This window comes from Rhizobium mesosinicum (genome assembly GCF_019511345.1).
GTDB classification, from domain to species: Bacteria; Pseudomonadota; Alphaproteobacteria; order Rhizobiales; family Rhizobiaceae; genus Rhizobium; species Rhizobium mesosinicum.
Window position 1 is genome coordinate 172,627 of sequence record NZ_JAEUAK010000008.1, and the last position, 23,864, is coordinate 196,490.

General features: G+C 61.5%; 22 protein-coding genes and 2 pseudogenes. 7 read left to right on the forward strand and 17 right to left on the reverse strand.

All coding sequences use genetic code 11. From position 1 onward, the window contains the following. Positions 1–55 precede the first annotated feature (55 nt). Positions 56–424, reverse strand: a pseudogene (locus tag JNB85_RS31130) (hypothetical protein); the annotation flags it as partial. Positions 425–711: 287 nt separating this feature from the next. Here JNB85_RS31130 and JNB85_RS20880 point away from each other — a divergent pair. Beyond that, positions 712–1,161 (forward strand): DUF2383 domain-containing protein, encoded by a 450-nt coding sequence (locus JNB85_RS20880; protein ID WP_220336208.1) that lies wholly within the window; start codon positions 712–714, stop codon positions 1,159–1,161. A 189-nt stretch (positions 1,162–1,350) separates the two neighbouring features. On the opposite strand, the gene JNB85_RS20885 is transcribed toward JNB85_RS20880, so the two are convergent. Further along, complete coding sequence (locus JNB85_RS20885; RefSeq protein WP_220336209.1) at positions 1,351–2,148, reverse strand: hypothetical protein; 798 nt, start codon at positions 2,146–2,148, stop codon at positions 1,351–1,353. Between the two features lie 131 nt (positions 2,149–2,279). On the opposite strand from JNB85_RS20885, the gene JNB85_RS20890 reads away from it, so the two are divergent. Continuing rightward, a complete protein-coding gene (locus tag JNB85_RS20890) occupies positions 2,280–2,711 on the forward strand; it encodes a hypothetical protein (protein WP_220336210.1) in 432 nt (143 codons plus the stop codon). Between the two features lie 91 nt (positions 2,712–2,802). Then, complete coding sequence (locus JNB85_RS20895) at positions 2,803–3,060, forward strand: hypothetical protein (protein WP_220336211.1); 258 nt, start codon at positions 2,803–2,805, stop codon at positions 3,058–3,060. 273 nt (positions 3,061–3,333) lie between these two features. Here the strand turns inward: JNB85_RS20895 and JNB85_RS20900 are convergent, their stop codons facing one another. The 6 genes from JNB85_RS20900 to JNB85_RS20925 all read right to left on the reverse strand — a co-directional run bounded on the left by JNB85_RS20900 (position 3,334) and on the right by JNB85_RS20925 (position 10,851). After that, a complete protein-coding gene (locus JNB85_RS20900) occupies positions 3,334–3,729 on the reverse strand; it encodes a hypothetical protein (RefSeq protein WP_220336212.1) in 396 nt (131 codons plus the stop codon). Further along, on the reverse strand, positions 3,726–3,929 hold the full coding sequence (locus JNB85_RS20905) for a Pam3-gp28 family putative phage holin (RefSeq protein WP_220336213.1): 204 nt from the start codon (positions 3,927–3,929) through the stop codon (positions 3,726–3,728). The genes JNB85_RS20900 and JNB85_RS20905 overlap by 4 nt, the downstream gene beginning before the upstream one ends. A 246-nt stretch (positions 3,930–4,175) precedes the next feature. Next, on the reverse strand, positions 4,176–4,427 hold the full coding sequence (locus tag JNB85_RS20910) for a hypothetical protein (RefSeq protein WP_220336214.1): 252 nt from the start codon (positions 4,425–4,427) through the stop codon (positions 4,176–4,178). Between the two features lie 55 nt (positions 4,428–4,482). After that, complete coding sequence (locus JNB85_RS20915) at positions 4,483–6,063, reverse strand: hypothetical protein (protein ID WP_220336215.1); 1,581 nt, start codon at positions 6,061–6,063, stop codon at positions 4,483–4,485. Continuing rightward, the gene (locus JNB85_RS20920) at positions 5,958–8,336 is read right to left on the reverse strand and encodes a hypothetical protein (RefSeq protein ID WP_220336216.1); all 2,379 of its coding nucleotides are present in this window, start codon (positions 8,334–8,336) and stop codon (positions 5,958–5,960) included. The genes JNB85_RS20915 and JNB85_RS20920 overlap by 106 nt, the downstream gene beginning before the upstream one ends. Positions 8,337–8,367: 31 nt before the next feature. Then, a complete protein-coding gene (locus tag JNB85_RS20925) occupies positions 8,368–10,851 on the reverse strand; it encodes a hypothetical protein (RefSeq protein WP_220336217.1) in 2,484 nt (827 codons plus the stop codon). Between the two features lie 69 nt (positions 10,852–10,920). Here JNB85_RS20925 and JNB85_RS20930 point away from each other — a divergent pair, with 69 nt between their 5' ends. Next, positions 10,921–11,265: a hypothetical protein gene (locus JNB85_RS20930; protein ID WP_220336218.1), complete on the forward strand. Its 345-nt coding sequence runs from the start codon at positions 10,921–10,923 to the stop codon at positions 11,263–11,265. Between the two features lie 91 nt (positions 11,266–11,356). Then, positions 11,357–11,683 carry a hypothetical protein gene (locus tag JNB85_RS20935; RefSeq protein ID WP_220336219.1) on the forward strand — a complete coding sequence of 109 codons (327 nt, stop codon included), beginning with the start codon at positions 11,357–11,359 and terminating at the stop codon, positions 11,681–11,683. Positions 11,684–11,757: 74 nt separating this feature from the next. On the opposite strand, the gene JNB85_RS20940 is transcribed toward JNB85_RS20935, so the two are convergent. Together JNB85_RS20940 and JNB85_RS20945 are read right to left on the reverse strand one after the other, a co-directional pair. Continuing rightward, positions 11,758–12,750: a carbon-nitrogen hydrolase family protein gene (locus JNB85_RS20940; RefSeq protein WP_220336220.1), complete on the reverse strand. Its 993-nt coding sequence runs from the start codon at positions 12,748–12,750 to the stop codon at positions 11,758–11,760. Positions 12,751–13,028: 278 nt separating this feature from the next. Next, positions 13,029–13,898 (reverse strand): aldo/keto reductase family oxidoreductase, encoded by an 870-nt coding sequence (locus JNB85_RS20945; protein WP_220336221.1) that lies wholly within the window; start codon positions 13,896–13,898, stop codon positions 13,029–13,031. 129 nt (positions 13,899–14,027) lie between these two features. Between JNB85_RS20945 and JNB85_RS20950 the strand changes: the two genes are divergently transcribed. Continuing rightward, positions 14,028–14,945: a LysR family transcriptional regulator gene (locus JNB85_RS20950; RefSeq protein WP_220336222.1), complete on the forward strand. Its 918-nt coding sequence runs from the start codon at positions 14,028–14,030 to the stop codon at positions 14,943–14,945. Between the two features lie 81 nt (positions 14,946–15,026). Beyond that, positions 15,027–15,125: pseudogene (locus JNB85_RS20955) on the forward strand (VOC family protein); the annotation flags it as partial. 97 nt (positions 15,126–15,222) lie between these two features. On the opposite strand, the gene JNB85_RS20960 reads toward JNB85_RS20955, so the two are convergent. From JNB85_RS20960 to JNB85_RS20990, 7 genes are all read right to left on the reverse strand, one after another. Continuing rightward, positions 15,223–15,636, reverse strand: coding sequence for a hypothetical protein (locus tag JNB85_RS20960; RefSeq protein WP_220336223.1), 414 nt, complete (start codon positions 15,634–15,636; stop codon positions 15,223–15,225). Continuing rightward, entirely contained in the window at positions 15,633–17,231 is a 1,599-nt protein-coding gene (locus tag JNB85_RS20965) for a hypothetical protein (RefSeq protein ID WP_220336224.1), read from the reverse strand. The genes JNB85_RS20960 and JNB85_RS20965 overlap by 4 nt, the downstream gene beginning before the upstream one ends. A 351-nt stretch (positions 17,232–17,582) precedes the next feature. Continuing rightward, on the reverse strand, positions 17,583–20,117 hold the full coding sequence (locus JNB85_RS20970; RefSeq protein WP_220336225.1) for a hypothetical protein: 2,535 nt from the start codon (positions 20,115–20,117) through the stop codon (positions 17,583–17,585). A 143-nt stretch (positions 20,118–20,260) separates the two neighbouring features. Continuing rightward, positions 20,261–20,638 carry a virion core protein, T7 gp14 family gene (locus tag JNB85_RS20975; protein ID WP_223216568.1) on the reverse strand — a complete coding sequence of 126 codons (378 nt, stop codon included), beginning with the start codon at positions 20,636–20,638 and terminating at the stop codon, positions 20,261–20,263. Beyond that, positions 20,631–21,107: a hypothetical protein gene (locus tag JNB85_RS20980; RefSeq protein WP_220336226.1), complete on the reverse strand. Its 477-nt coding sequence runs from the start codon at positions 21,105–21,107 to the stop codon at positions 20,631–20,633. Before JNB85_RS20980 ends, JNB85_RS20975 begins: the two co-directional genes overlap by 8 nt. Beyond that, positions 21,088–23,181, reverse strand: coding sequence for a phage tail protein (locus JNB85_RS20985; protein ID WP_220336227.1), 2,094 nt, complete (start codon positions 23,179–23,181; stop codon positions 21,088–21,090). The genes JNB85_RS20980 and JNB85_RS20985 overlap by 20 nt, the downstream gene beginning before the upstream one ends. Then, positions 23,174–23,809 (reverse strand): phage connector family protein, encoded by a 636-nt coding sequence (locus tag JNB85_RS20990; protein ID WP_220336228.1) that lies wholly within the window; start codon positions 23,807–23,809, stop codon positions 23,174–23,176. The genes JNB85_RS20985 and JNB85_RS20990 overlap by 8 nt, the downstream gene beginning before the upstream one ends. Between the last annotated feature and the right edge of the window lie 55 nt (positions 23,810–23,864).

The window sequence follows — 23,864 nt, forward strand, 5'->3', positions numbered from 1 at the left end:
CCCGCTCAGCGACTGCCGGAACAGTGGCCGCCGGCGGGATGCTGGCGCGGCCGGCTTCGGCATCGCGGCTTGCGAGCCGGGCCAGCGAGCGGGCGATCGAATAGAGCGGCGTCGAAAAATCGGGGATGCGCACGAGGGCGAGCAGCAGGCCGATGATCCAGTAGATGTGATTGTGGGTGAAGAGCGAGATCAGCGCCAGCACCGCGACGATCTCCAGCTGGCCCTTGTTGGCCCGGTGGGCGATCCGTTCGGGAACGGCGTGGAGCTGGAAGTAAAAATTGCCGATGACAAGAAGGATCACCAGCAACAGCACGACGACGGCGACGAATAGATAATCGGTCTCACCCGGCGCGGTGATGAAGCCCGGCACGTGGTTGGTCAGAGCGGCGTGATAGGGCTGTGCTGCTGCCCCATCGGCTGCCATTGCGGTTTGGGCAGCCAGGAATGCTGTTACGGCTGTCGCGCCGACGGCGCTCCAGTGGCGGCTGCGCTGCCTTGTCGTCTTGCGTTGATGCCCCATGCCCATGTTCCCCCCGAACGGCATTTTAGTGTGGCCTTAAGTTTAGGCTCTTTGTGCGCGACACGGAAGTGGGCAACCGGGAGCAGGGCGTAAAACTCCATGTCCCAAGCCGGGCAAAAGGCGAATTCCACGCGGGAACAACCTTGCCGCCTATGTGTTTGTCTGCTTCCAGGCACAGAGGAGTACCACTGATGGTAACAATGGTTGGCAACGAATCGGACATCAAGGAACTGGTCAAGGATCTGATCTATCTCGAACATGATGCGATTGCGGCCTATGATTCCTGCATCGAGCGCCTCGACAACAAGCTGTTCGCCGGCCAGATCGCGGCATTCAAGACGGATCATCTACAGCATCTCGACGTGCTCAGGGAAATGGCGCGCGAACTCGGCATTGAGGCGCCGGCCGAAGGCGACATGAAGCAGATGCTGACGACGGGCAAGATCGCGCTTGCCGATATGATCGGCGACGGCGCCATCCTCAAGGCGATGAAGATCAACGAAGACGATACGGTCACTGCCTATCAGCGCGCCTTGCGCCACGAAGACGCCATCCCGGCATCGAAGGCCTTCTTCATGAAGGCGCATCTCGATGAAGAGCGTCATCGCGCCTGGATGGAGGAGACTGCGAAGAACGCGTGATGCGGCCTTGGGCTGGAGGTCGACGGATGGATGGTTGCGCGAAGATCTGGCGCGGTCACTGCGTCCATTGCTACAGGGGTGCTGAAACGCGCGTCGAACTAGCGGCGGTTTTGTCAGATCCCCGGCACAGGTGTAAAGCCAGGCATACCTGACAGATGTTCGGAGACATAGCTGACAGCCCCCGAACCATCAGCGCCCGGAGTCCTCCAGCCTATGCCGCATCCAGATATTCGGCTCCACATAGAGGCCCGTGCTGCTTTCGCAATCGGCGATTAATGGCGTCAGGCCGCCTTCGACGTGATACGGCCCCGATACGGGGAAGCGCAACCCGCTCCATTCCGTCCATTGCGCCAACGGCGCCTCAACCCGCATCGAGCGCGGGGCGATTTTCACGAGCCGGGCGCCAAGCTGCCAATGCTTGCGCACCCACGGGTCGAAGGGGGCGCCGTCGGCTGTCGTCCAGCTTATATAGTCCGCGAAGGATGTCAGAGGATAAGCCGGTTTTTTCGTGGGTCGCACAGGTGCGACGAGCGCATGGAGGTCGTTTTGCCGGGCGCTTGTCTTCATGTTTGCGATCAGGCGTTCGGCGAGATCCGAGCCGCGCATGTCGGGCGAGACGACGATCGCAAGCGCGGAGAGGGCGTTGGGCCTTTGCCCGGATCTGTGGGCTTCGACGCCACCGGCAAGAACCGCATCCCATCCCTCATCGGGCAGGGAGGTGTCGTCATCGGGCTCAGGCCAGTAGAAGGGAATGCTGTTCGATGTCGCCAGAACCCATTCGTTTCCATGCTCGTCCTGGCCGACGACGAGGAACTGGTGGCGGCGTAAGCGTTCCGAGAAGAGCCTGTCCCAATATTTAATGACGGCCGCATCCCCACCAATGAATTTCGGCCAGACGGCCGCACCAAGCTCGTCGAAAGCCGGAATGAGGTCGGGCCTCTCTTCGGCGGATACCAGGGTGATCTCGTTAAAGGCTTCTTTCATCATGCGCGAACATTCCCGAATCCATCGATGCGAACACATGCAGTCGGTCTTAACAGGCTGCCATACGCAACCTTTTGTTTATTTTCCGATCCTAAGTTCGCTCAGGATGTGCGCGTACAGGGGGCGTGAGGCAAATGGGATATGATCTTCATATCACCCGCAAAGAAAACTGGTTCGATGCAACCCCGGGTGTTTCGCTTCAGGACTGGCTGGATTATGTGGCTGATGACCCCGAACTCAGGCACGACGGTTTTGCCGAGGCTGCCGCTGCAGGAGGCAAGGTTCTCCGCGTCGAACAAGAGGGTCTGTGCGTCTGGACGGCCTATTCCGGTGGCGAGCGGGGTAATGATGTATGCTGGCTTGCCTGGAGCGAGAGTGACAATATCGACGCCAAGAACCCCGATCCGGAAATTCGCCGCAAGATGTGGTCGATCGCGCAGCGTCTCGGCGCCAGAGTGCAGGGCGACGAGGGAGAGTTCTATGGCCCCGATGGTGAACCCGTAGCGGAAATCGCGTCGGCATCAGAGTCACCGACCGCGAAGCGTCCGTGGTGGCGTTTCTGGTAACAGCGGGATTTCGCAAAGAGTGGGGCTCCCGTTCCGAGCCGAACAGTCATGGAGAGTGTCTGAGTGAACTCATCCCGTTTGGAGAAGGCTGATGCAGGTGGTGAAGGAGCTGGAGATTGTCGAAATCCCTGACGCCATTCATCCGAGACGGCGCATGGTGCTCATTCAGCGGGAGGATGGCTTTTACGCTTACGCGGAGCAGTACTATTACATATCGCGGTACGGCGGCGAGATCATTGCCGAAGGCTGGGCCAGGCTTCCAACTGACGGCAGCATCTATGAAAATCCGCAGGCTGCCGAGGCCGAGGCACGACGGGAATTTTCCGGGCGGCATGGCGTAGCCTATTGAGGTTGGCGGTTTGTCCGCTTCGTGCCGATATCGTTGAAAGCCAGGGTGAATGATCGGATTATTCGCACGGCAGTTTTTCGGCGATTACTTTAAACTGTTCGGCAGTAAACCGGGTCAGGGTCGGCATTTCTAGTCGAAGAATGAAAGAAGTACCAAGAGAGCGCCTGGCTCCGGCCGAAGGCGTTTCGCAAGGTCACCGGAGGAATTCGGCCCCCAACCCAACGCTCTCTTGATGGTGAGATGATCGCAGCAGATGGTTGAGGTGGTGTCCTGTTATCTTTTGAACCGCCTCGCGATGAGCGCGCCGGCATCGCCGATGACGATGGCCGGGATCAGCACCAGCGCCATGTCGTTGATGCGCGGCGGCACGTCGACGACGACGAGATGGAGCCCGAACCAGGGATTGAGGATCTGCACCATGTAGATCGCCGCCCACCAGAGCCCGAAGGGGATGACGATGAGCAGACGGCCGAGGCGGGTGGCGCTCCAGCGGTCGGCGGTTTCGGCGACGGCAATGTCACGAGCGGCCTCGATGCCCTTGATCGCTTCATCGGCGGCAAGCTTCTGCTGGTCGGTCTCAGCCTCTAGTTTCGCCTGATAGGCAGCGAGCAGGGGGGCGGTGAATTTCTCGATGATGCCGCCGAGCAGCAGGTCGCTCAGCCACTTCATTTCGCCCATCCAAACTTGTGAGCGAGGAAATACCAGCCCTCCGCTACGGCGGCGATGAGCGCGCCCGAGGCGACCTGAAGGGTCATGGCGACATCGGGATCGCGCGAGATCATCTCGCCGAGATCGGGTGCGATCAGCCCACGGGTGACGAGGATGGCGGCGAGGTAACGCAAGAGAATGCGGATGAAGACGAGGGTCATGTGTGCTGCCCGGTTGGAGAGGGCGGCAGGATCGTTCGGGAAAGGTTGTCTGCGTGAACTCGGGAGGGAAATCTGGCAGGTTTGCTGATGTTCGACACCCATTCGAGGTGGGATAGAGGAAATCAGGCAAAATATGTTGAGCCCGAAGGGCGGATGAGGGAGCCGCAGCGCACTACCTTGCTTATTGTCAAACTTGATCGCAGGTGGCGATTCTCTGCTCCGCACAATTCCCGAACGCAGATCCCCCTACATAAACCGCGCCAGCGCCCCCGAGGCAATCGCCTTGATCAACAACCCGGCGAGCGGGGTCAGCACGATGGCGACCACTGCCCAGAGCGCCTTGCCGATGCGGTTTGCGAGTTTTTCGACGCTGCCCTCGATGCGCAGCAGGGCGGCGTTGATATGCGGCTGCTGCGCTTCCAGCGAGACGACACGCTCCTTCAAATCGTTGATCCTGCCATGCAGCTTTTCAAGCTCGTTGCGGGTGGTTTCATCCATGATGCCATTCCTTGTTTGGCATCATGGATAGGGTGCGGAAGGTTGAGAGCGAAAATCACCGCCCCGCGATCCTTGCCAGGTCGGCATTCGCCCCGCTGAGCATCGCGTCTGCGGGCGACTCCGCCGAGAGGCCGGTGGCTTCGAGGATTTCGGTGATATGCTCGTTGCCGATGCCAAGATCGCCGCGCGCCGGGCGGATGGCCTTTACGAGCGTCTTTGCATCGTTCGCCGTGCCCGCGGGCGGGCTTTGCGCATCGCGGATTGCGGGCAGGGCGGCCATGACTGAATAGCCGGTATGCTCTGCGAGATATGCCGGCCATGTCGTGTCATGATCGTGTCCACCGAGGGCAGCGGTAAACACCCTGTCCGTCATGGCGAGCGCGATCAGATCCATGGCGAGCGTGATGCCCTGCCGGGCGGCTGCGTCCTGATCGGTGACTTCAGCGCTCTGATCTATGGCTGCGGCGCTCTGTTTTATGCCTGCGGCGCTGGCCTTGAACTTCTCCGCAAGATGTGCGCCGAGGGCCTTGAAGAGGCGCAGGGTTTCGCCCCCGCCGGACTGCGCCGGGAACGGCTTGAATATCGCCTGCTCCATGGCGGTATCGGCATAGGCAATGGCCTTCGCTTCATCCCCGCCGAATTGCTTGAGCCCCTTCTGATAATGCGCGAGCCAGGCCGGTATCTCGATGAAACAATATCGCAGCGTCCCCTCAAGCCAGCGGGCCAACGTCTCCCACGCCGTTCGGGCATCCGAAAAGGCCTGACGACCAAGCATGAGGGATGAGCGGATGGTGACCTGGTTGATGATGCCGGGGCGCAAGGCACTTTGAAGTGCCGTGGCAAAATCGCCCCTGCCTGCCGCGGCAATGATGTCGTCCAGCCGATAGCGGTGCGACAACAAGGTCGCAAGATCATTCGCAATGCTGGTCGCAGTGGGGTTCTTTTTCACGAGGCGCGCCATCCGGCCGATGCTGTCTGCCGCGCGCAACTCGCGGGCGCCGGCTTCTTCCAGCCAGGTTTCTAGGCGGCGCAAAGCGACGAAGTTTTTGGTTCGCGCGAAGACGTCCGCCAGCGTAGGATCGTCCAGTAGGCGCCTTGCATTGGCAAGAGGTTCGCAGAATTCGAGATCATAGAGCAGATGATTGACGTGCCGGTGCAGCACGGCGATATCGAGATCGAGCGGCTGGGCCTTGAGATCGGCGCGGGACCGGCCGTGGCCTGCCTCGGTTTGTGATTTAGCGACGCGGCCAGATACCAGCGCTTGCGCCCGGTCCGGCCCCGCATCCGCGCTATCATAGGCCAGCGGGTAGTAGCCGCCCTTCAGCGCCTTGCCGGCGATGGTCACGGGAGTGGGCTCTACCCATTGCGGTGCGATGCCGGTCAGGCGCTTTTCGCGCGTGGCGATATCGCGCTGGAAGGCGGCGAGATAATCCCACACGGACTGCACGAAATCCGCATCGCGCTCGTCCAGCGAGGCGAGCACGGCGCCGAGCCCGGCTTCATCGAACGCGCCGGGGACGCGGGCATCCGTCAGCCGCCGGCGGTTCGCCTCATTGCCGGTATTGAGTGCAATGGCGATCGCCTCCCATTTCGACAGGGATTGGCCGAGCGCCGGCAGGTAACGGGGCTGCGCCATCTTGCTGATCTCCTCGGGGGGTAGAGATCATAGAGCGCCTGCAGGTCGGCGGCTGCCTTTTCTCTGCGCAGCGCAAGCCGGTCTGCGGCTGCATCGAGCGGTGCCTTGATGGCCTGGTACGCAATGCCGCCGATCTGTCGCAGCTGTGTGACCGCCTCCAGCGCGGGATCGAGGTGCGGGAGGTCCAGGAAACCGGAGGCAGCCGGCAGCGGGGCTTTGCCGATGGCATCGGCGAGCGCGGTGACGATCTCGTCATAATCCGCCTCGCCATCGGCATCGGTCAGCTGGCTGGCGCGTTCTGCGGCATGTTCGAGGTTCTTCACCGCCGCCATGAGGGCGCGGAAACGCTCCAGCGTGATCTCCTTATAGGACTGGCGCCCGGAGGCGATCAGCACGCTATCGGCAATGGCAAGCTCGTTTTCCCGCCCTGCTTCCTTCATGGCCATGACGTAGTTTCTGAGGGCCATGCGCGGATCATTCTGCCCAACTCGCTCGTCATCCGGCCGGCCGCCAAGCCCGTAGCGCCCAAGCAGCGCGTCGATCGCGCCGAGATAGTCGATATGGCCATTGTCGCGTCGGCTTGCCTCGGCCAGCTTTTCGCGCGCCTGGCCGCTTGCCAGGCGTGCAGCCTCCGCCTCGAATTCCTCGACTTCACGGGTAACCTTGAGGCTTTCGGCATAGATCGCGTGATTGAGAAGCTGGCGGCGCTTGGCGGTGATCAACTTGCCGATCCGCTCATCCTGAACGGCGTGAGGCCCCGTCTGCATCTCACCTTCGCCGGCGATGTCCCGGCTTGCCCTCTCACGCCAGCTTTCATCCTGCGCCAGCTCATCGCCCAGCCGAGCGGCCTCCAGGCCGGTGCGCCGACCGGCAGCGAGGAAGCGCGCACCGTCCATTGCATCACCGACCTCCATGCCCGCGGTGGCCGAAAGCGCATAGGCTTCGGCCTCGGCCACCGTCAGTCCCTCGCCATCGCCTGCTACCTTGATGATCGCCTTCAGTTCGGCCGCCAGCCATTCCGCCCGCCGGTCATTATGGACGGCGGCAATCGCCCGCTCTTCGGCCGAGCCATCGATCAGCATATCGCCGTGGCGCTGCAGCATGACACGCTCGACCTCGAAGGCGATCGCATCCGCGCGGGCAGGCGCCCGCGTCATGGCGGCCACCAGCTCATCGCCGGAGCCGAGACCGAAGAGATCCGCGACGATATCGGGATCGAGCCCGCCCTCATCGGTATAGAGGGGATGCTCGCCCTGTGGCAGAGCTTCGAGGATGCCGGCGCCGTAGCGCGCCTCAAGGGCGGCCTTGTCGAAACGAATGTCGCCTGCCGGTGCGGGCGTTTCCATATCCAGCCAGCGGCGGTTCGCCATCCATTCGACGGCGCGGTAGAGGCTGGTGGCGTTGATCTCTTTTTCCACCTCGCGCTGGACGGAGGCTTTTTCTGCTTTGTAAGCCTTCTGCCCCTCGCGCCGCACGGGCTCCATCATCTGGCGCAGCAACTGCGCTTTCGCTTCCTGCGCGGCGAGCGCGCGCAGTTTCAGCAGGTGGTCGTATTGCGGCTGGGGGAGGCCGGCGCTGGCAAAGACGGGTTCGTCGCCGCCGACATCTGCCTGGGCCATCTCGATTGCGGTGTCGCTGGCGAGCATCCGGAAGAAGATGGCGGCGACATCGGGGGAGAGGGAAATGTCGAGGGCGACGAGGCGGCGGTAGATCGACAGCAACCAGTCGCGGAATTGCTCGAAGACGCCGCGCATCTCGGGTGAGGGGGCCGTGCCTTCGATCAGATAGGTTTTGGCGGCATCTGCGAAGCGAGACTGCATGGCGGTGTCGATGGCCGCGTCTTTGTCGGAATTTCCGGTTGTGCCACGATCGAGCGCGGCCAACACATCCTTGACGGTTATCTTGATGCCGGGTTTGGCGCGCACTCCATCAGTTGTGACGAGCTTCGCGTTCTTGCGCCACCAGCTTTCGAGATGGGCGAAACTTTCTGCGGCCGGGCGAACGCCGCTGCCGGCCATGTCCTGCATGATATCGAGGAAATGGCGGCTTGACCCTTGCAGCAGCGTTGAGAGATCGGGCTTTCGGAAAATGTCGAGGATGGTTTCGGTGCCGGTTGAGATACGGAGCGGGCTGTTGGGTGAGACGTCCGGGCTTCGGAACAAACGCGGCGGCATGCCGAATGTGAGGTCATCGGTTCTCATCACCGCGTGATCGGATGGAGGTTGGGCGGACACGGTCGCGGTGCCTGCGGAACGGTTGGTCAGATTTTTCAAGTTGAATTCCCTCGGGAAATCGCTTTGCCGGTCAGGGCTGCGGATGGAGCTTCAGATATTCATTGAGGCTGCGGCCCTCCGAGCGTGCCAAGGCGGACGTGAAGGCGGAATGACTTATGGCGAAATGGGATACGGTCTCGGCAGGGCGTCCGGCGATCGCAGAGCGCAGCACCGCGAGATCATAGGCCCGCCGTTCGGCCGCAAGATCGATGATGGGGGACGAGAAGGCAGGGTTGGCCCGCGCATTGAGGGCGCTACCATAGGCGTTCGCATGCTCGCGAAACGCTTGGGATTCCGCGAAGGTGAGGCTGCCAGCGTGCGGACGGATATTATCCATAATATATCCGTCGCCCTTCGAACCGGCGAAGTACGTGGCGTAGGTCGCCATCGAGAGTTTTACGTCGCCGTCGGTTGCTCTGGCCAAAGCGAGAGCGCCACTGTCCACCAGATCGTCTGGATTGATACCCGCTGCCTCGGCAGCTTTAACGAAGGCGCCGGCCGGGACGAGAACGTCCCGCGCTTCGGGGTTCGGCGCCATTTTGGCGACAAAGCCATGGAAGTCTTCGGGTGACCGAGTGCGAAGCTTGGACGCCTGCGCGGCGATGGAGATATCTTCGATTGCCTTGCGGGTGCTATCGGCCGCTATGGGGTGGGACGCAGAAATATGTGAAGAGCCGCGACGGCGCAGGAGGGCGTTCATGCCTATCATGGCGAAATCCTGCACGACTTCTTTGCCTATGCCGGCAAAACCGCCCGCGATGAAGGTGTCTCCAACTTTGTCGAATACCTCCTGCGTCGGATCCACGAGCAGTTTTTTGAGATAGTTCTGCGCGACAAGCTGGGTCGCCTGTGCCGCGCCCTCCTTGAGACCTATGCCGATCCATTTTTGCAGGAATGAATTCAAGTATAGCCGCTTCAGGAGAGGCGACGTCGCCTTATCGAAGGGGATCCTGTCGATAAACGCGGTTAAGCTATAGGCCACCGCCGCGTCACTTTGCTCCAGTTCGCTTTTTTCCGCTTTTCTTGCTGCTGCCGCGGCGTCCCCAGCGGCACGCAGCATTTCTACCCCGGTGCCCGCGCCGGCGCCAGATACAACTGTCGCTGTCATGGTGGGCAGGAGGGCGCCAAACATCTCGCCGCCCATACGAGTCCAGCTGTTTTCATATCCGGGCGCTGCCGGAAAAAGCGTCTCGCCGTAGTCACCGAGGCTCGCGCCCCAAGACTGAAGGTATCCGGCGATATCGTCGAGCGGACCATTGAATTGCTCTTTCGCCTGATCGGATGTCATGCGCCCTGCGCGCACTTCGTTCAAAACATACCGTGCGAACGGACCGTAGAGCAGCGTTTGCTCGTCGAGCTTCTTTTCCAGGAGCGGTACCTTATCATCTGGCAGCTTCGCGCCGTCGGCAATCTCTCCTATGAGGGCTACTTCCTGATCCGACTTGGGGCTACTGAGCAGCTGGCCTGTGCCTTCGATGATACGACCTGACTCGGTCACGCTGGCGCTGCCAGCGCCCTTAGGAGCTTCGAGAACATACTGTCCAGCTGATTTCGCTCTCTCCCAAGCTTCTTTTGCTGTTAGACGGTGGGCATACCGAGATTGGAGCTGAGATCTGACATCGTCATCCGTAGCAGTTCCATTGAGAACTCCTTGAAGGGTGTCCAAGGCGTTGATGGTATCGAACCAATTTTGATTCTGAATTTTCTGTTTCAGAATAGGAATGTTTTCAGAGGGTGCGTTCTTTGCGTTTCTAATCTCTTCAATAAGCGCCTCTTTTTTCTTCTCATCGTCACTCAGAGGTTCTTCGGATGCTAAAGGCACATCGCCTACAGCGGAGGTGGCAGGCTCTGCGGACGGTGGTGCATTTCCCGTTGTCGGCGCTGCCGGCTGGGCAGTTCGGGGCGCTGGCTCAGTGGGCTGGTGGACAGGCTGTGTTGGCGAGACGGGCGGTTGGGTGTACGGGACGGCGCGCGGAGTGTTCGTATTTGCACCCGCCGCCGCCGGCGCGCTTGTCGGTGCGGCGGGCGCTGTGGGGCGAGCGGGGGATTGCGCGGTCGGGGCGACAGGCGCCTGGGGTTGAGACGGCGCGGTGGGCCGGTTGACCGGAGCGATGCTTTCCTCAACCGAAGCGGCCGTTTGAGGATTACTTTTCGGCGCCTCCCAGAACCTTTGTACCTTCTGCTCGAAAGAACAAAGGTTAGGTACGTCATCCTTCGCCAGAAGGACCGCCATGGGATTTTCGCCATACCAGGTAGCCGCGCGTCTTGCGGTCGAGAGCATCGCCGTGTTGCGCGCCTCGTCCATGCGCTGCTGAAGAACGTCGCGAAATTCCTTGACCATCTGCGGGGACGGGGCAGGGTTTCCCGTAACTTGTGCATACTCCCGCGCGAAGTTAAGGTTATCCGCAACCTTGTCTGGATTTTCATCCGAGGATTGAATATTGCTACTGGCGGCGGCAGCGTCCTGCTGGCGCCGTCTGCGCGACAGGGCGTCATAATCCGACGTGATATCCATGCTTTGTCTCCCGTTCCGCTGAGAGACAGGGGTAGGTGCGGAAGAGTTGTTTTATAAATCGAGGGAGGAATGCCGATGGCAAACGGGACTGATATGACTGGGGCTTCGGCCGGGGGCAAGGGTGGCGTGGGAGCGGGAATTGCGATCCTGGCGGCGGTCGCGCTGGTCTGTACCGTCGCGCGGTTCATCGCAACGGGCGCGGCCTATCCGGCGGCAGGGGCGCCCCGATTTATCGGCGAGATGATCGGCGGATCTCTGCCGTCGTTCGTCGTCGGGTTGATCGTATTTTTCATCATCCGTTTTGTGAGGCGCAAAAGCGCAGATCGCTTCGCAGGGGTGCTGTCGGGCTTGATTGTCGTGCTCGCGCTCGCTGGCCTTGGCTATCTCGGCGACCTGAAACATCTCGCTCAGTGAGGGTGGGCCGACCGTTCGACCAGGCGATCAGGGGTTGGTACGGAAGGATGTTTATCAGTCAGGGGTGATGTCGATGGCGAATGAGGCTGACATGACCGAGAAATTCACGCGCGCCAAAGGCGGCATGGGCAAGAGCATCGCAATATTGGTGGCGGTCTCGCTCGTCAGCCGTATTGCCACGACCATCACACTCGGCACGCATCCGGAGAATTACCCAGGCGCGACAGGCAGATTTCTCGGGGAGAACGTGGGTGGGGCCATCGGCTCGCTTCTCGTCGGCCTGATTTTCTTCTTCATTATCCGGCTCGTGAGGCGCAGGAGCGGAGACCCTTTTGCCGGCGTGCTCGGCGGACTGCTCGTTATAATCGTGGCATCCTATCTCGCTTATATCGGCAAACTCAGCCACATCAGCCGTTGATTGGTACGCAAGTGAAAGGCATAGCCTCATGCCGATCGGATACCGGCGGGCAGGGCGCCCGCCGGGTATCGGCTTCAGAAAGCCTCGCTGCTGTCGCTTCTGGGATCCCCCTCGATCTGGTGAGGCCGGTAGAGATCGCCGCGGGCGGTGCGCCGCCAGGGGCGGGCGAGATCGGCCGGGTCGGTGGTGATCTCGGCGATGGCGATGCCGGGTTTGCCGTCATCAGGGCAACGAGCTGCCCACTGGCCTTTGGGACCGGCGATGCCGCAGGGGACGATGACGCTTTGCGGCGCATGGGCGGCGTAGCTCACCCAGAATGTATTGCTGGCCGCAACTCCCAGGACTTCAGCGGCGAAGGGAGGGGCCGCGGAGGGGACTTCGCCTGATGTGGAGAAGAGCACGCAATCGACGTCGAGCCGCTCATATTCGGTGAAGATCTCATGATAGTGCGATTCTATGCCGGCAGCGCAGCCGAAGCGCATGCTGTCCACCTCGAAGGTGACGGGGATCTTGCCCGGCGAATACATGAAGGAAATCTTGGTGTGGGAAAGCAGGCGCTCGTCATAACGGGTCACCAGTTCGCCCCGGTCTGAGATGACATAGAGGCTGTTATGGGGCCGGTGCGGCGGGGTCAGCCTGTGCGGTGCGCCGAAGACCGTCCAGAGCTTCAACTCCTTTGCGAGCTTACTCGTCTCCTCCAGTTCCTCGCGCAGGACCTCCCATTGGTAACGGCTCCAGTCGGCAGAGCCGATCTGCCTGGGGCCGGTTTCGGAGAGGAGGCGCTTGCTCGGGAAGCAGAGTGTGCCCTCCGGGAAGTGGATCAGCCGGGCGCCGGCCCTGCTCGCCTTACCCATGAGGCGGCGCATCTCGGCGCCGTTGGCGCGGAATGCCGAGGCATCGCACGGGTCGAGGCAAACAGACGTTTGGGCGACCGCCAGCCGCAGGGATTTGCCGGCGGGCTCATCCGGTTTTGGTTTGCGGAGATTGGTGAGGGCGGAGGTATAGGATTCGCCGGTTTTTGCAGCGCGGGCGCGTACCCTACGTTTGAGATTTCCGTTCTGGGTCATTGTCTGGCCTTTCCGTCACGGACGCATGTTCCCCGGCAACCACGCCCGAGCGATCGGACCAAGGTTTTCGAACCCGAGACGGAAGTCCCTTTGCCTCCGTTTTAAAGACCCTGCCGGGGAGGATCGATGGAGGTTGGGCGCAGGCCACGCCTACCCAGAAGATGCCGATGGCGTGGCGATTCGTCAATCTGAGGAGGTGCATGAGGAGGTTGTGAGGTGACTTGGACGACGGCGGATGATCCGCCGCCGTCTGTTCGCCGTGCGTTGAGTCAGGTGCCTTACGCTGCGGCAATGCCGTTGAGCTCAACCATCACATCATCGGTCAGCTCGATATCGGCGACCGCGAGGTTTTCCCTGAGGTGGCCGCGGGAGGAGGTGCCGGGGATGAGCAGGATGTTCGGCGCGCGCTTCAGGAGCCAGGCGAGCGCCACCTGCAGGGGCGTGGCGTTCAGGCGGGCGGCGACATCGGAGAGGGTCGAGGACTGCAGGGGCGAGAAGCCGCCGAGCGGGAAGAAGGGCACGTAAGCCGTGCCCTCGGCAGCAAGCTTGTCGATCAGAGCGTCATCCTCACGGTTGGCGAGGTTGTACTGGTTCTGGACGCAGACGATGTCGGTGATCTTGCGGCCGTCATCCACCTGTTTTGCGGTGACATTCGACAGGCCGATATGCCTGATCAAGCCCTGCTGCTGCAGTTCGGCGAGAACCGTGAGCGGCGGTTCGAGCGAGCCTTCGGCCGGGCCGTGTACATCGAACATGGCGCGCAGGTTCACCACCTCGATGATATCAAGGCCGAGGTTTTTCAGGTTGCTGTGGATCGCCGCGGTCAATTCTTCCTTCGAAAAGGCCGGGTTCCAGGAGGCGTCTGCGCCGCGCAGCGCACCGACCTTGGTGACGATGACGAGGTCGTCGGGGTAGGGGTGCAGCGCTTCCCTGATGATCTCGTTGGTGACGTGAGGGCCATAGAAATCGCTGGTGTCGATGTGGTTGACGCCGCTTTCGACGGCTTCGCGCAGCACGGCGATCGCCTCGTTTCGATCCCGCGGCGGGCCGAAGACGCCCTTGCCGGCGAGCTGCATGGCGCCATAGCCAAGCCGCCTCACCGTGCGGTCGCCGAGCATAAAGGTTCCGGATTTTTCAACAGTAGACATGAATTCTGGATCTCCGTTTGAAGGCAAGCGCAAATGCAACAACGAGATAGGCCGCTACCATTCGCCGGACAATCGGGTACAATGCGGACAGGCTGTCCGGTTTTCAGGACAGCGGGCGGATCCGACAATATGAAGCAAAGCGCACCTGAAATAAGCGATGTCAGCGCCTTTTTGGCCGTGGCGCGGGCCGGCGGTTTTCGCGAGGCGGCGCGGGTGAGCCATATGAGCTCGTCCGCGCTCAGCGATGCAGTTCGCCGGCTGGAGGCCAAACTCGGCGTGCGGCTTTTGAACCGCACGACTCGCAGCGTCGTGCCGACGGAGGCCGGCCGCGGGCTGATGGAGCGGCTCGGTCCTGCGTTCAGCGAGATCGATGCGGCGCTCGATTTCGTCAAGGATTTTCGCGATCGGCCGGCCGGCTCGCTGAAGCTCAATGTGCCGGTCAGTGCGGCGCGGCTGGTGCTGCCGCGCATCGTGCCACCGTTTCTGAAGAGCTATCCGGATATCCGCCTCGAAATCGTCACCGACGAGAATTTCGTCGATATCATCGCCGCCGGCTGCGATGCCGGCATTCGCTACGACGAGCGGCTGGAGCAGGACATGATCGCGGTACCGATCGGCCCGCGCATTCAGCGATATGCCGGGGGTGCTTCACCTGCCTATCTCGCCCAACACGGGCGGCCGCAGCATCCGCGGGATCTGCTTCAACATGCCTGTATCCGGGGGCGGTTTGCCGGTCGCGCCATCCCGGTCTGGGAATTCGAGCGCGATGGGGAGATCGTCAGAGTCGATCCGCCGAGCCCGCTGATCGTCCAGAATGGCGGCGGCACCGATCTCGCCATCGGTGCCGCGGTTGCCGGAACGGGCGTCGTCTTCACCTTCGAGGACTGGCTCAGGCCCTATTTTAAAAGCGGTTCGCTGGAACCGGTGCTGGAGCCCTGGTGGGAGAGCTTTTCCGGCCCCTTTCTCTATTATCCCGGCCGTCGCCTGGTGCCGACGCCGCTGCGCGCCTTCATCGATTTCATCAGGGCGATGCCGCGGGAAGAGTGAGCAGAGATTACCGGCCCGCGTCGGTTGGAGGGGAAAATCACGGGCGACGCAAGCAATAGGACTGGCAACGGCACGAGCGAGATGAAGCTGGAGATCATCGTCGTGCCCGTTTCCGATGTCGACCAGGCCAAGGCCTTTTATGGCTGGCTCGGCTGGCGCCTCAATGCAGACTATTCCTCATGATAGCCGAGCAGACAGGGAGGCCGCTGCCGCAATGAGGAGGTTGCACGCGGGGCCGGATTGAACCGGCCCGTCGACTGTTTTACGACAGCTCACATCATGCAGGCTCGATCAGTGCCGCCCATCTCCAGAGATCGTCCATATGGTTCGGCGGAATGCCCATGGCCACCGCGAGCAGATCAATGCGCGGATCTTCGCGCGCATAGTCCTGTGCGTCCTCGATCATGATGCGCACCGTTTCCTTGTCCTTCACCGACAGATCGGGCAAGCGGTAGACGGCGGAGAGCACATCGGCCTTGAGGATCGGCGGTTCGAGTTCGAGAGCGGCTAGCCAGAGTTGCCACTTCCGGAGGGGCGGGAAGCGATCTTCCGATCCTGTTGGGTCGCGAAGGTATTTCGCAATGGCGGGCTCTTGGTCGTCATGAGCGATGAGATCCAAATTGGGCTGATCACCGGTGAATATTTCGAGGATCGTCCCAGCTCTATCGTAGCGAACGTACACAGTGGTCATGCGAATAGCCTCTTGCAGGTGTAATCATGCCAGCCGCATACCAAGAAGGAGGCAGAACAGGCTGTGCTCGTCACCGCGGCGTACCTCCAGAGCTGACCATTAACATTGCTTCGCACCTTGCCTGCCGCAGCACTTTGGTCGGGATAATCATTGCCTGAGCGCGATCGGCACCGCACTTGATGGGCAGCACCGGTTGTGTAGTTGGCAGCAGCGGCATCTGAGACGATCGCGATGCAGTCCTGTCCCGTGCTTGCAACAACGGTGTCAATCAGCACCCAGACATCTACACTCAGTCCCACAGGGACATTGCTTGGTATTGCCAAGCCCTGCACATTGGCGGTGGCGGTGAACCACATATAGGTATCGGTTTTGACCTCGTTGCCCGTTTGCCAGAACGGAACGATGTTCCCTGATGCGTTGGTGATGACGAGGCCGACGCGGCTCCCGGGCAAGCATTCCCACCCAGCCGGCTTCGTGACGCCTGCCTCTGATCCCGACAGCGACATGACGAAATCTGTAGTGCCATCTGATAAATTCCTAATGGCGTACAGGAAATAGGTTTTTGACGCCTGCACAGCCCCCGTATCGAGTAGCTGAACAAGCGTTTTTGCTGTCACAAGGGTGGTCTGATGTTTCTTGCCGCCAAACCAGCCAACGCCTGGGGCGATGGTTACGGACGCAACGCCGGCATAAGCGGGGATAAATCCTGTAAAGAAATCAAGGCCGGTAGCAACACAGACATATTTGACAACGCTACTTGCCAGAACCTTCTTCAGACCCCAGCCTGCCGCACTGTCCGCAATGGCGAATTCGTCGGCATCGACGATGTCGGTCTTTGCTGCTGCGCCGTGAAGCCAACCGGCAAGGGTATTGGTAACGTCGTTGTAGATCGCCAGCGTCTTGCGATACCAATGAAAGGCTGAAAATAGCCCGCCCGAACGAGCGACCGGAGTATCTTCCGGATTCGTTGCGTAGGCGACCGCGAGGCCAGCGCTGGCATTTGCGTCCGTCGCCGACTGAGCCGCTTCAGCGGCTTTCTGCTGGGCGGTTTGCGTCAGATCGGCAACATTGGGAATGTCATCGGCAATATCAGCCACAGTCTCCAGGTATTGCGAGACGGCGGCAACGGCCTCCAGCGCATCGCCTTTGCCGCTGAGCGCCAGAACGTCTGCAATCAGCTTGTCGATTGTTGCTGAATCGAACGATGGCGGGATGGTGACCGCACGGGCCGCTCTCTCCTTGAGTTGCTGGAGCCTCATCACGACGAGGTCAAGCGCCTGCTCAACCGTCTCCGCATAATAGGCGCCCTGGTTTTCCAGGTCGGTTTCCTGAGTGAAGGGCACGTCCAGCAGCAGAGTTATCCTGGTGCCTTCCGCCGGGGCGGGCACAATGACCGCGCTGCCGCCGCCATCGTTGCCAGCGCCGGTCACTGTGTAATCGGCATCGAGTACCAGGATTGAATCCGTGCCCGATGCATCCGTGCGGATCACCTGGAGATGATGGGGCTCCAGGATTTTGAACTGGTATTCGAAAGCCGTGGTGACGCCGTCCCCACGATAGGGGCCGGATCGGTTTATCGCACTCGATATGGTCATGTGATTGCACCTCTGGTTTCCCGAACCATAGGCCCGGAAAGGTTGTCGGCGTGACCTGGCGTCAACCACGTCGGGCGGCGAGATGGTCTCGCCTCGTCACGGGCGGACGGCCCGATTCGCTGTCGCGACAGCCGGCGCCGCCTCGATATCCCGATCTCTTGCCGGCTTTGCGCCGATAACCGATCGTAACGGCATCCAGCGATGATCGCAGAGATCGAATGCGCGCGGCGGGTCGTCCGAGGAAATCGAGCGAGTGAAGATTGGGTTCCGGTGGTGGTTCGGTGCCGAAGGGGGCGAGCTGACTGAATGCTCTATGATGCGCAGCCGGCTATTTTCTCTTGATGCATCGAATTAGCGATTGAGAATAAATAATTCATACGTATCCTCAATCTGCTTCCGCGTCGGCTTCGGCTTGCCCGACTGAGTGAGGTCAGCCTCAATCGCCATCCTCAGGTCCCGCGGAATATCCTCATATTGCACGGTGATATCGTAGCTCGCGTCATCGGCCTGGTTGTTGGCCTCGAAGAGCCCGGCTGAGGTTGTGGTCGGCGGCAATCCGCGGCCGTGGCTGGGCGTGCTGATGACGATCGGCAGCAGCAGGCGATTGATCATTTTCTGAACGTCGCTCTGCGTCGGGTTCCGGCCGTCGTTGAGAGTTTTGAAATCGTCCATCTGGTCGACCAGCATGGTCTGGAATTGGGCGGCGCGGCGCGGGGCGTCGCTGGATGAGAAGAAGCCGGGATTGGGGTTGATGAGGCCGAGACCTTCGAGCTGGGGACGGGCGAGTTCGAAGGCGGTCTTGAGGTCGAGACTTTCGAGGTGGGCCTTGCGCTGGTCGGTGAGTGCCGTCTGCCGCCAACTGTTGATCTTTTCCCAGTCCTTGTCGGAGAGTTTGGCGCGGAATTCGAAGAGGTCTGTCCGTGCGAAAGCAGCCGGATCAGTGGCGAATTGCGTCTGAAGATCGTAGAGGGTGTGAGGATCGGTGGTCGGCTGGCCGTAGGCACGGACTTTTTCCTTGTAGTCGAGGAGCGTCGTCATGCCTGTTGGGCCGAGGGCCTGGCGAATGCGGAGCGGCAGCTTCGTCGGGTCGAAATTGGGGTCCGATATGACTTGGTTGTTGGCCCATTCCTGTGCCTGGAAGCGTGTGGCGTCGATCGCCTTTTTCTGCGAGATAACATAGCCGCTGAGCTGCGCTTCGGTGGCGGCGCGCAGCGCGGGGTCGGTGATCCGGCCGAGGCCTTCTTCGATCATCCGCAGGCCGTCGGGATTGTAGTTCGGCAAGGCCATCGTCCTGGCGTCGACGGTGCCGGATGTCCGGAAGCCGACGACCCGGCTCGATGCGTGGGCGGAGAGCACGGTTTCGCCCGCATGCTTGGGATCAGAACCGAGAACGATGACGTTGCCGTCGGCATCGTAGCCGCGGAAGAAGCCGAAATAGCCCCCGTCGTCATTACCTTTGCCGCCATTGTTTCCCGTGCCGCCTTTCGGTGCCGCGCGAAGGACGACGATGTCGCCGGCGCGGGGCGTTTCGGTCGGCAGGCCGAAGCGGCCGAAACTGTTGGCATCGGCAGCAGCGCCCCTGATGGGATCGGTAAGTGCCGCCGCTGTGCCGAGAATGGCGCCGGTGACATGAGAAAGCCAGGGCTTGAGCGAGGGATCGACGGACGTGCCGGCGGCATTCTTCACGAAGCCCGCGAGAGCAACATCGTCCTTCGTCTTGCCGGGGAAGGCGATTGTGCTTGCGACGGTGCGAAAATCTTCCGGGCCGCTCGGCCGGCGGGATGTGGCCGGAGGCGTGGCGATTTGGAAGCCTGTGGCTTGAGACGCAGTCGTTTGATACCCCACCGTCGTGGAGCCGGCCAGCCGGGGGGCGGCAGTCTTGTCGCCGGCTTCCCTGGTTTCAAGACCGCTGGTTTTCGTGCGCCCTTCGGCGGATTGGACCGCGGTTGCCGGGCCGGCGCTGCCGGCTTGCGGTGTCTTGCCATTGGCGGCTGTTGTTCGGGTCTGCGCCGCACCGGGTGAGGGGGCCGTTCCAGTGTCGGGATCCGGTGCGCCGGTATAGGTCGGCGCAAGACCGGTGATGATGTCGGTAGCGTTGTGCCTGGCCTTCTCTGCGGTGACGGCGGATTCGAGCGTCTTCAGCAGCTCGGTCTTGGCGGTGGGCAACAGGCCGGGGGCGGTCTTGATATATTGCTCGGCCTTGATGGGACTTTCGTTCGCCATCTGCAGTACGACTTTCTTCGTCGTGTCGGAGACATATTGCGCGCTTTCCTGGACGAGCTTTTCCTTGCTCCAGCCCTGCATGCGGCCCTGATGCTCGATCTCGGTGACACCCTTGTGAATGGCGGCAGCAACCTTGGCCGGATCGTTATAAACGGCGACGGCATCGTCGGCCGAGGATTTGATGCTGTTCGCGGAGGTTTCGGCAAACCAAACCTTGCGTTGATCAAATGTGTGGCGGATCGTGCTGTCCAGCAGGGTGTTCATGCTGGCGCGGCTGGTCTCTTCATAGGTGCGGGCCGCGCCCGGCGTCAGACCCTTGCCGAATTCGGAGCGTTTCTGCTCGACGAGCTTTTCGAAGGCGGCGCGGCCTTCCACGGCGGCACGGCCCGTCAGTGTCAGGAAGCCGTCCTTGCCATGGAGCGCCTCGCGCGACCAGTCGCCGAATTTCGTTTGGCGATCCTTGGCGGAATTGGCATTGTCCAGCTGCTCCACCTGAACCACGGCGTTGCCGAGCGCGCCCATACCGGTCGCAAGGCCCTGCATGCCCTTGCCGATCGCCGAGCCGAAGGCCTCGGCATCGGCCTTGACCGTAAAACCCTCGGTATATTCCGGACGAAGCGCGATATGCTGCTGCGTATCCTGATAGGTCGGAACAGTCGGCATTTTTCACCTCAACCAAAATAACCGAGGGCCTTGCCCTGCGTATAGACCTTGCCGGTACCGCCGAGCACGGTGCCGAAGGCTTCGAGATAGCCGCCCTTGACGGCGGCGTCGGCGCGCATGCGGTCGAGCCTGGCGCTCGCCAGCTAATTCGTGCCCTGCACCTTGTAGCCATAGGCCTCGCGATAGGCATTGGTGCGCACGTTCAGTGCATCGATCTCTCCCATCTTGGCCGTGTCGACGATGGTGTCGAGGGGCGAGCCGAAGGATAGGTCGACGCCATTTGCGGCGATCGCGGCGCGCTGGCGGCCTTCGAGCTGCGCTGTCTGCAGGCGCTTCTGCTGCTCTTCCTGCTTGCCGCGCTCGATTGCGTCTTTCGCCTGCTTGTCGGCGATCTGCGCATTCATTTCGGCGACCTGGGCGTTGTACTTGTTCGCCTCCGCCGTTGCCTTTGCCTGCTGCACCTGGCCGGCTGCGCCGAGCAGCGTCGAGCCCAATGTCAGCGCTAGACCAAGATCACACATAGATTTCTCCCATCTCGAAGAGCCGGAATGGATGGCCGTTGATCTCCACCGGCTCGAACAGCCGAAAACCCAGCCATTCGAGCCAGCGGAGCGAGACCGTGTTGCGGGCATCCACGACGTTTCTGAGCAAGCGATAGCGGCCCAACAGTTGAGCCGGCCAATCGCGTGATATCCGCAGGAAGGCCCGGAAATTCTCCTCTACCGCATCCGTGCCAAGCAGCCAGGGCGCGCCGATGCCGGTGAGGATATTGATATCGCCGACACCCCACATCACCTCCGGCCGGCCATTGAAGAGCGCCGTCCAGGCAAGCGAGGAATGGCGGTGGGAGAAGGAAAGGGCAGACAGTGGCGATCGCCCCGAGGCGGCGAAGACTTCTTCGCGGTCGGCGTGGCGCATGCGCGCGGCAATCTCTCTGATATGGCCGGGTCTCGCCGGCGTGATCGCAATCTCAGCGGCCAAGGGTGACATCCGGCATGATGGAGAGGATGGTCATCGGCAGTGGGTCGAATTGTTTTACCCACATGGCGCCGCTGGTGTTCCAATCCCAATAGGGGGTGATGGTGAGATCGCCGGTATAGAGGCTGATCGCTTCGTTCCAGTTCTCATTGCGGCGCTGCTTGTATTCCACCAGCACATTGCCGTCGCGCTCGCCATCGGCAGGACCGGTGAATATGCCGCGGGTATTTTCCACCCGGAAAGTTACTTCGGAGACGGATTTCGACCGGCCCTGCACGGTGCCGAGGCCTTGGACCTGGCCGACATCGAGATCGAGCGTCTGGATCGCCGCCGTCACCGGCAGGCCGATATGGATTTTTGCCGCCGCATTCTGCAGCCGCACGGCTCCGTTCGTGACGGTGAGATTGCGCACGACATTGCCATCGGCCAGCGCCACGACGGATTGGCCTTCGAGATGGCCGAGGCCGGAAATGGTCGTGGCCGGAGGGCCGGAATAGGTCAGGCCGCAATCGACGAAGAAGGCATCCCGCACATCCTCGAAAGCGCGGCTATGCAGCCGCTCGATATAGCGCTTCGACTGGCCATTGATCGTGCGGCGCACGATGAAATAGGGCACGTCCTCGCCGTTCTCCTCGATGACCGTCACATCCTCGAAAAAGGCATCGGCACCGCTTTCATGGCGGGTCCAGGCCCAGACATCCTGCTCCTTCATGTAGGTGAGCGAGACCAACGTCCCATCGTCGAGCACCACCCAGACGACGGAGTCGGGCGCCTGGGCATAATCCCAGGCCGATATCTCGCGGCCCTTGAAGAGGTGGCGGGCAAGGATGGTCAAGTCCTTCCCGACATAGCTGTCCTGCGTGTAGTCATAGGAGAAGTCGCGCACCACGCCGCCAAGGCGCTGGGCAAAAAGCACCGTATTGCCGACGACGATCGGCTGCACCCTGGCGGCCCCGCGATAGCCCAGGTTATCGAGCTTGATGGCGGAGGGCGAAATCGCATCCGCTGCCGAGCCGCCGGTGACGATCCATTCGGAGCCTGATGTCAGCAGCAGCAGGCCGCGCACCGAGATCATCGAACGAATCTCGTTTACCTGCCTGGCGCGGATGCGGAAGGTCACGGCATCGCTTGCCTTGGCGGGCGAAGAGACGCCGAAATTCTCGTAATTGGCGGATTGGCTGAGCCAGACGGCCTGCGGGTCGTTCAGGGTGGAGGCAAAGGCCAGCCGCTGCTCGATAAAGGTCACGCAGCGCGGATAGTTGCCCGCCGCATTGAAGGGGTTGCGGCCGGACTGCGGCGTGTCGGAGAGATCGGGCGTGATGTTCTCGTCGTCGAAGGAGAGACCCGTCGTGCCGCCGACATAACCGAAAATACCGTTGTCGTCGCGGTAGACGATATAGCGCGCCGCGCCTGACACCGCCGCCCAGGTGACACGGTTGATGCCGCCCTGGATGGCGAGGTCGTTGACGACGGCGCCGGCGTTGGACGGCAGGCTTTCCTCGCCGCTGTCGGCCACGGCGGAGACGCGATAGCGGTATGTGGTTGCCACATAGCCTGGTTTGCCCAATGTATCACCGGGCTTGGTGACAACAGGCGTGCCCGCCGGCGGATTGATCAACGGCTTGAACTGGACCGTCGTCAGCGTCCAGTTGTTGTCGGCAAGGCGCCCGAGTTTGCGCACAGGATGATTGACGTGGCAGAGATAGAGAACGTCGGCTTCCTGCACGAAGACCAGGTCTTGCACGTCATCAGCCGTATAGGCGGTCACGACCTCGTAGGGGGCCGCACCCGACAGCACCAGCCCGCCATCGCGGAAGATGCGGATATATTGGTGGCCGAATTCGAGGATATAGGTCTGCTCGGTATTGAACTGGAAGCGGATCAGCCGGCCCTGTTTCGAACTGTCCTTGATCTCGTGGATGAATTGCAGCCCGGCCCGGTTCGACACGCCGCCATGGGGATGCACGAAGACGTTCAGTGCCGTGCGCAGGCCGCTCTGGTATTTGGTGAGATCGACGCGGGCGCCGAGTGCGGGCGAGAGTTCACCGGCGGTGAAGGAGGGCTGGTAGGCGCGGAAATCAGCCATGGGCGCGCACCGCAATCAGTTCGCTGACGAAATTCTCGCTGGTGTGCCTCACCTGATTGGCCTCGGCCTGCTCGGCCGCCCGCTGGCTGCTTTGGGCGAGCGCCATCGCATCGGCACGGATCTTCGGATCGCGCGTCAGCGGCATGGCGAGACGAACGGCAAGATGCCAGGAGAGCGTCTCGACGAAGAGCGGCGCATATTTCGTCGGGTCGGTCAGTCGGCAGGTATAGCGCAGGAGGGCCGGCGAGAGATCGCAATAGAGCCTGTCACCCTCGAGCGCGTAAGGGTAGTGCATCTCGCGCCCAGCCTCATCGAGATCCGGGTTGAGCGTTTCCGGCGGTGCTGCCGCGTCAGTGGAATAACGTGGCCTGATCCACCGGATCTGCAGGCAATCGGCCGGCCGCGCATAGGAATGACGCCAGACGCCCGGCTTGTCATTGTCGAGCGCGCCGAGCGCCAGCGTCCTGCCGGCCGCAGCCCAAGGAAAGGACTGCAGGAGCACATCGCGCGTCTGCGCATAGAACTGATTGCAGGCGCGTGCTTCCGCACTCTTTTCAGTGAGATCGTTGATATTGTCCTTGCCGATATTGGAAAGGGCGAGATTGCAGATAGAGACGACGGTAGCCATGAACCAACCTCTTGAGTTGGAATAGGGCTAGCGTGGAGATGGTTGTGGGAGTGAA

Bases quoted from the DNA above. Each gene is read 5' to 3' on its own strand.
- JNB85_RS20880 (WP_220336208.1), top strand. From the start codon at position 712: ATGGTAACAATGGTTGGCAACGAATCGGACATCAAGGAACTGGTCAAG.
- JNB85_RS20885 (WP_220336209.1), bottom strand. From the start codon at position 2,148: ATGATGAAAGAAGCCTTTAACGAGATCACCCTGGTATCCGCCGAAGAG.
- JNB85_RS20890 (WP_220336210.1), top strand. From the start codon at position 2,280: ATGGGATATGATCTTCATATCACCCGCAAAGAAAACTGGTTCGATGCA.
- JNB85_RS20895 (WP_220336211.1), top strand. From the start codon at position 2,803: ATGCAGGTGGTGAAGGAGCTGGAGATTGTCGAAATCCCTGACGCCATT.
- JNB85_RS20900 (WP_220336212.1), bottom strand. From the start codon at position 3,729: ATGAAGTGGCTGAGCGACCTGCTGCTCGGCGGCATCATCGAGAAATTC.
- JNB85_RS20905 (WP_220336213.1), bottom strand. From the start codon at position 3,929: ATGACCCTCGTCTTCATCCGCATTCTCTTGCGTTACCTCGCCGCCATC.
- JNB85_RS20910 (WP_220336214.1), bottom strand. From the start codon at position 4,427: ATGGATGAAACCACCCGCAACGAGCTTGAAAAGCTGCATGGCAGGATC.
- JNB85_RS20915 (WP_220336215.1), bottom strand. From the start codon at position 6,063: ATGGCGCAGCCCCGTTACCTGCCGGCGCTCGGCCAATCCCTGTCGAAA.
- JNB85_RS20925 (WP_220336217.1), bottom strand. From the start codon at position 10,851: ATGGATATCACGTCGGATTATGACGCCCTGTCGCGCAGACGGCGCCAG.
- JNB85_RS20930 (WP_220336218.1), top strand. From the start codon at position 10,921: ATGCCGATGGCAAACGGGACTGATATGACTGGGGCTTCGGCCGGGGGC.
- JNB85_RS20935 (WP_220336219.1), top strand. From the start codon at position 11,357: ATGACCGAGAAATTCACGCGCGCCAAAGGCGGCATGGGCAAGAGCATC.
- JNB85_RS20940 (WP_220336220.1), bottom strand. From the start codon at position 12,750: ATGACCCAGAACGGAAATCTCAAACGTAGGGTACGCGCCCGCGCTGCA.
- JNB85_RS20945 (WP_220336221.1), bottom strand. From the start codon at position 13,898: ATGTCTACTGTTGAAAAATCCGGAACCTTTATGCTCGGCGACCGCACG.
- JNB85_RS20950 (WP_220336222.1), top strand. From the start codon at position 14,028: ATGAAGCAAAGCGCACCTGAAATAAGCGATGTCAGCGCCTTTTTGGCC.
- JNB85_RS20960 (WP_220336223.1), bottom strand. From the start codon at position 15,636: ATGACCACTGTGTACGTTCGCTACGATAGAGCTGGGACGATCCTCGAA.
- JNB85_RS20965 (WP_220336224.1), bottom strand. From the start codon at position 17,231: ATGACCATATCGAGTGCGATAAACCGATCCGGCCCCTATCGTGGGGAC.
- JNB85_RS20970 (WP_220336225.1), bottom strand. From the start codon at position 20,117: ATGCCGACTGTTCCGACCTATCAGGATACGCAGCAGCATATCGCGCTT.
- JNB85_RS20975 (WP_223216568.1), bottom strand. From the start codon at position 20,638: ATGTGTGATCTTGGTCTAGCGCTGACATTGGGCTCGACGCTGCTCGGC.
- JNB85_RS20980 (WP_220336226.1), bottom strand. From the start codon at position 21,107: ATGTCACCCTTGGCCGCTGAGATTGCGATCACGCCGGCGAGACCCGGC.
- JNB85_RS20985 (WP_220336227.1), bottom strand. From the start codon at position 23,181: ATGGCTGATTTCCGCGCCTACCAGCCCTCCTTCACCGCCGGTGAACTC.
- JNB85_RS20990 (WP_220336228.1), bottom strand. From the start codon at position 23,809: ATGGCTACCGTCGTCTCTATCTGCAATCTCGCCCTTTCCAATATCGGC.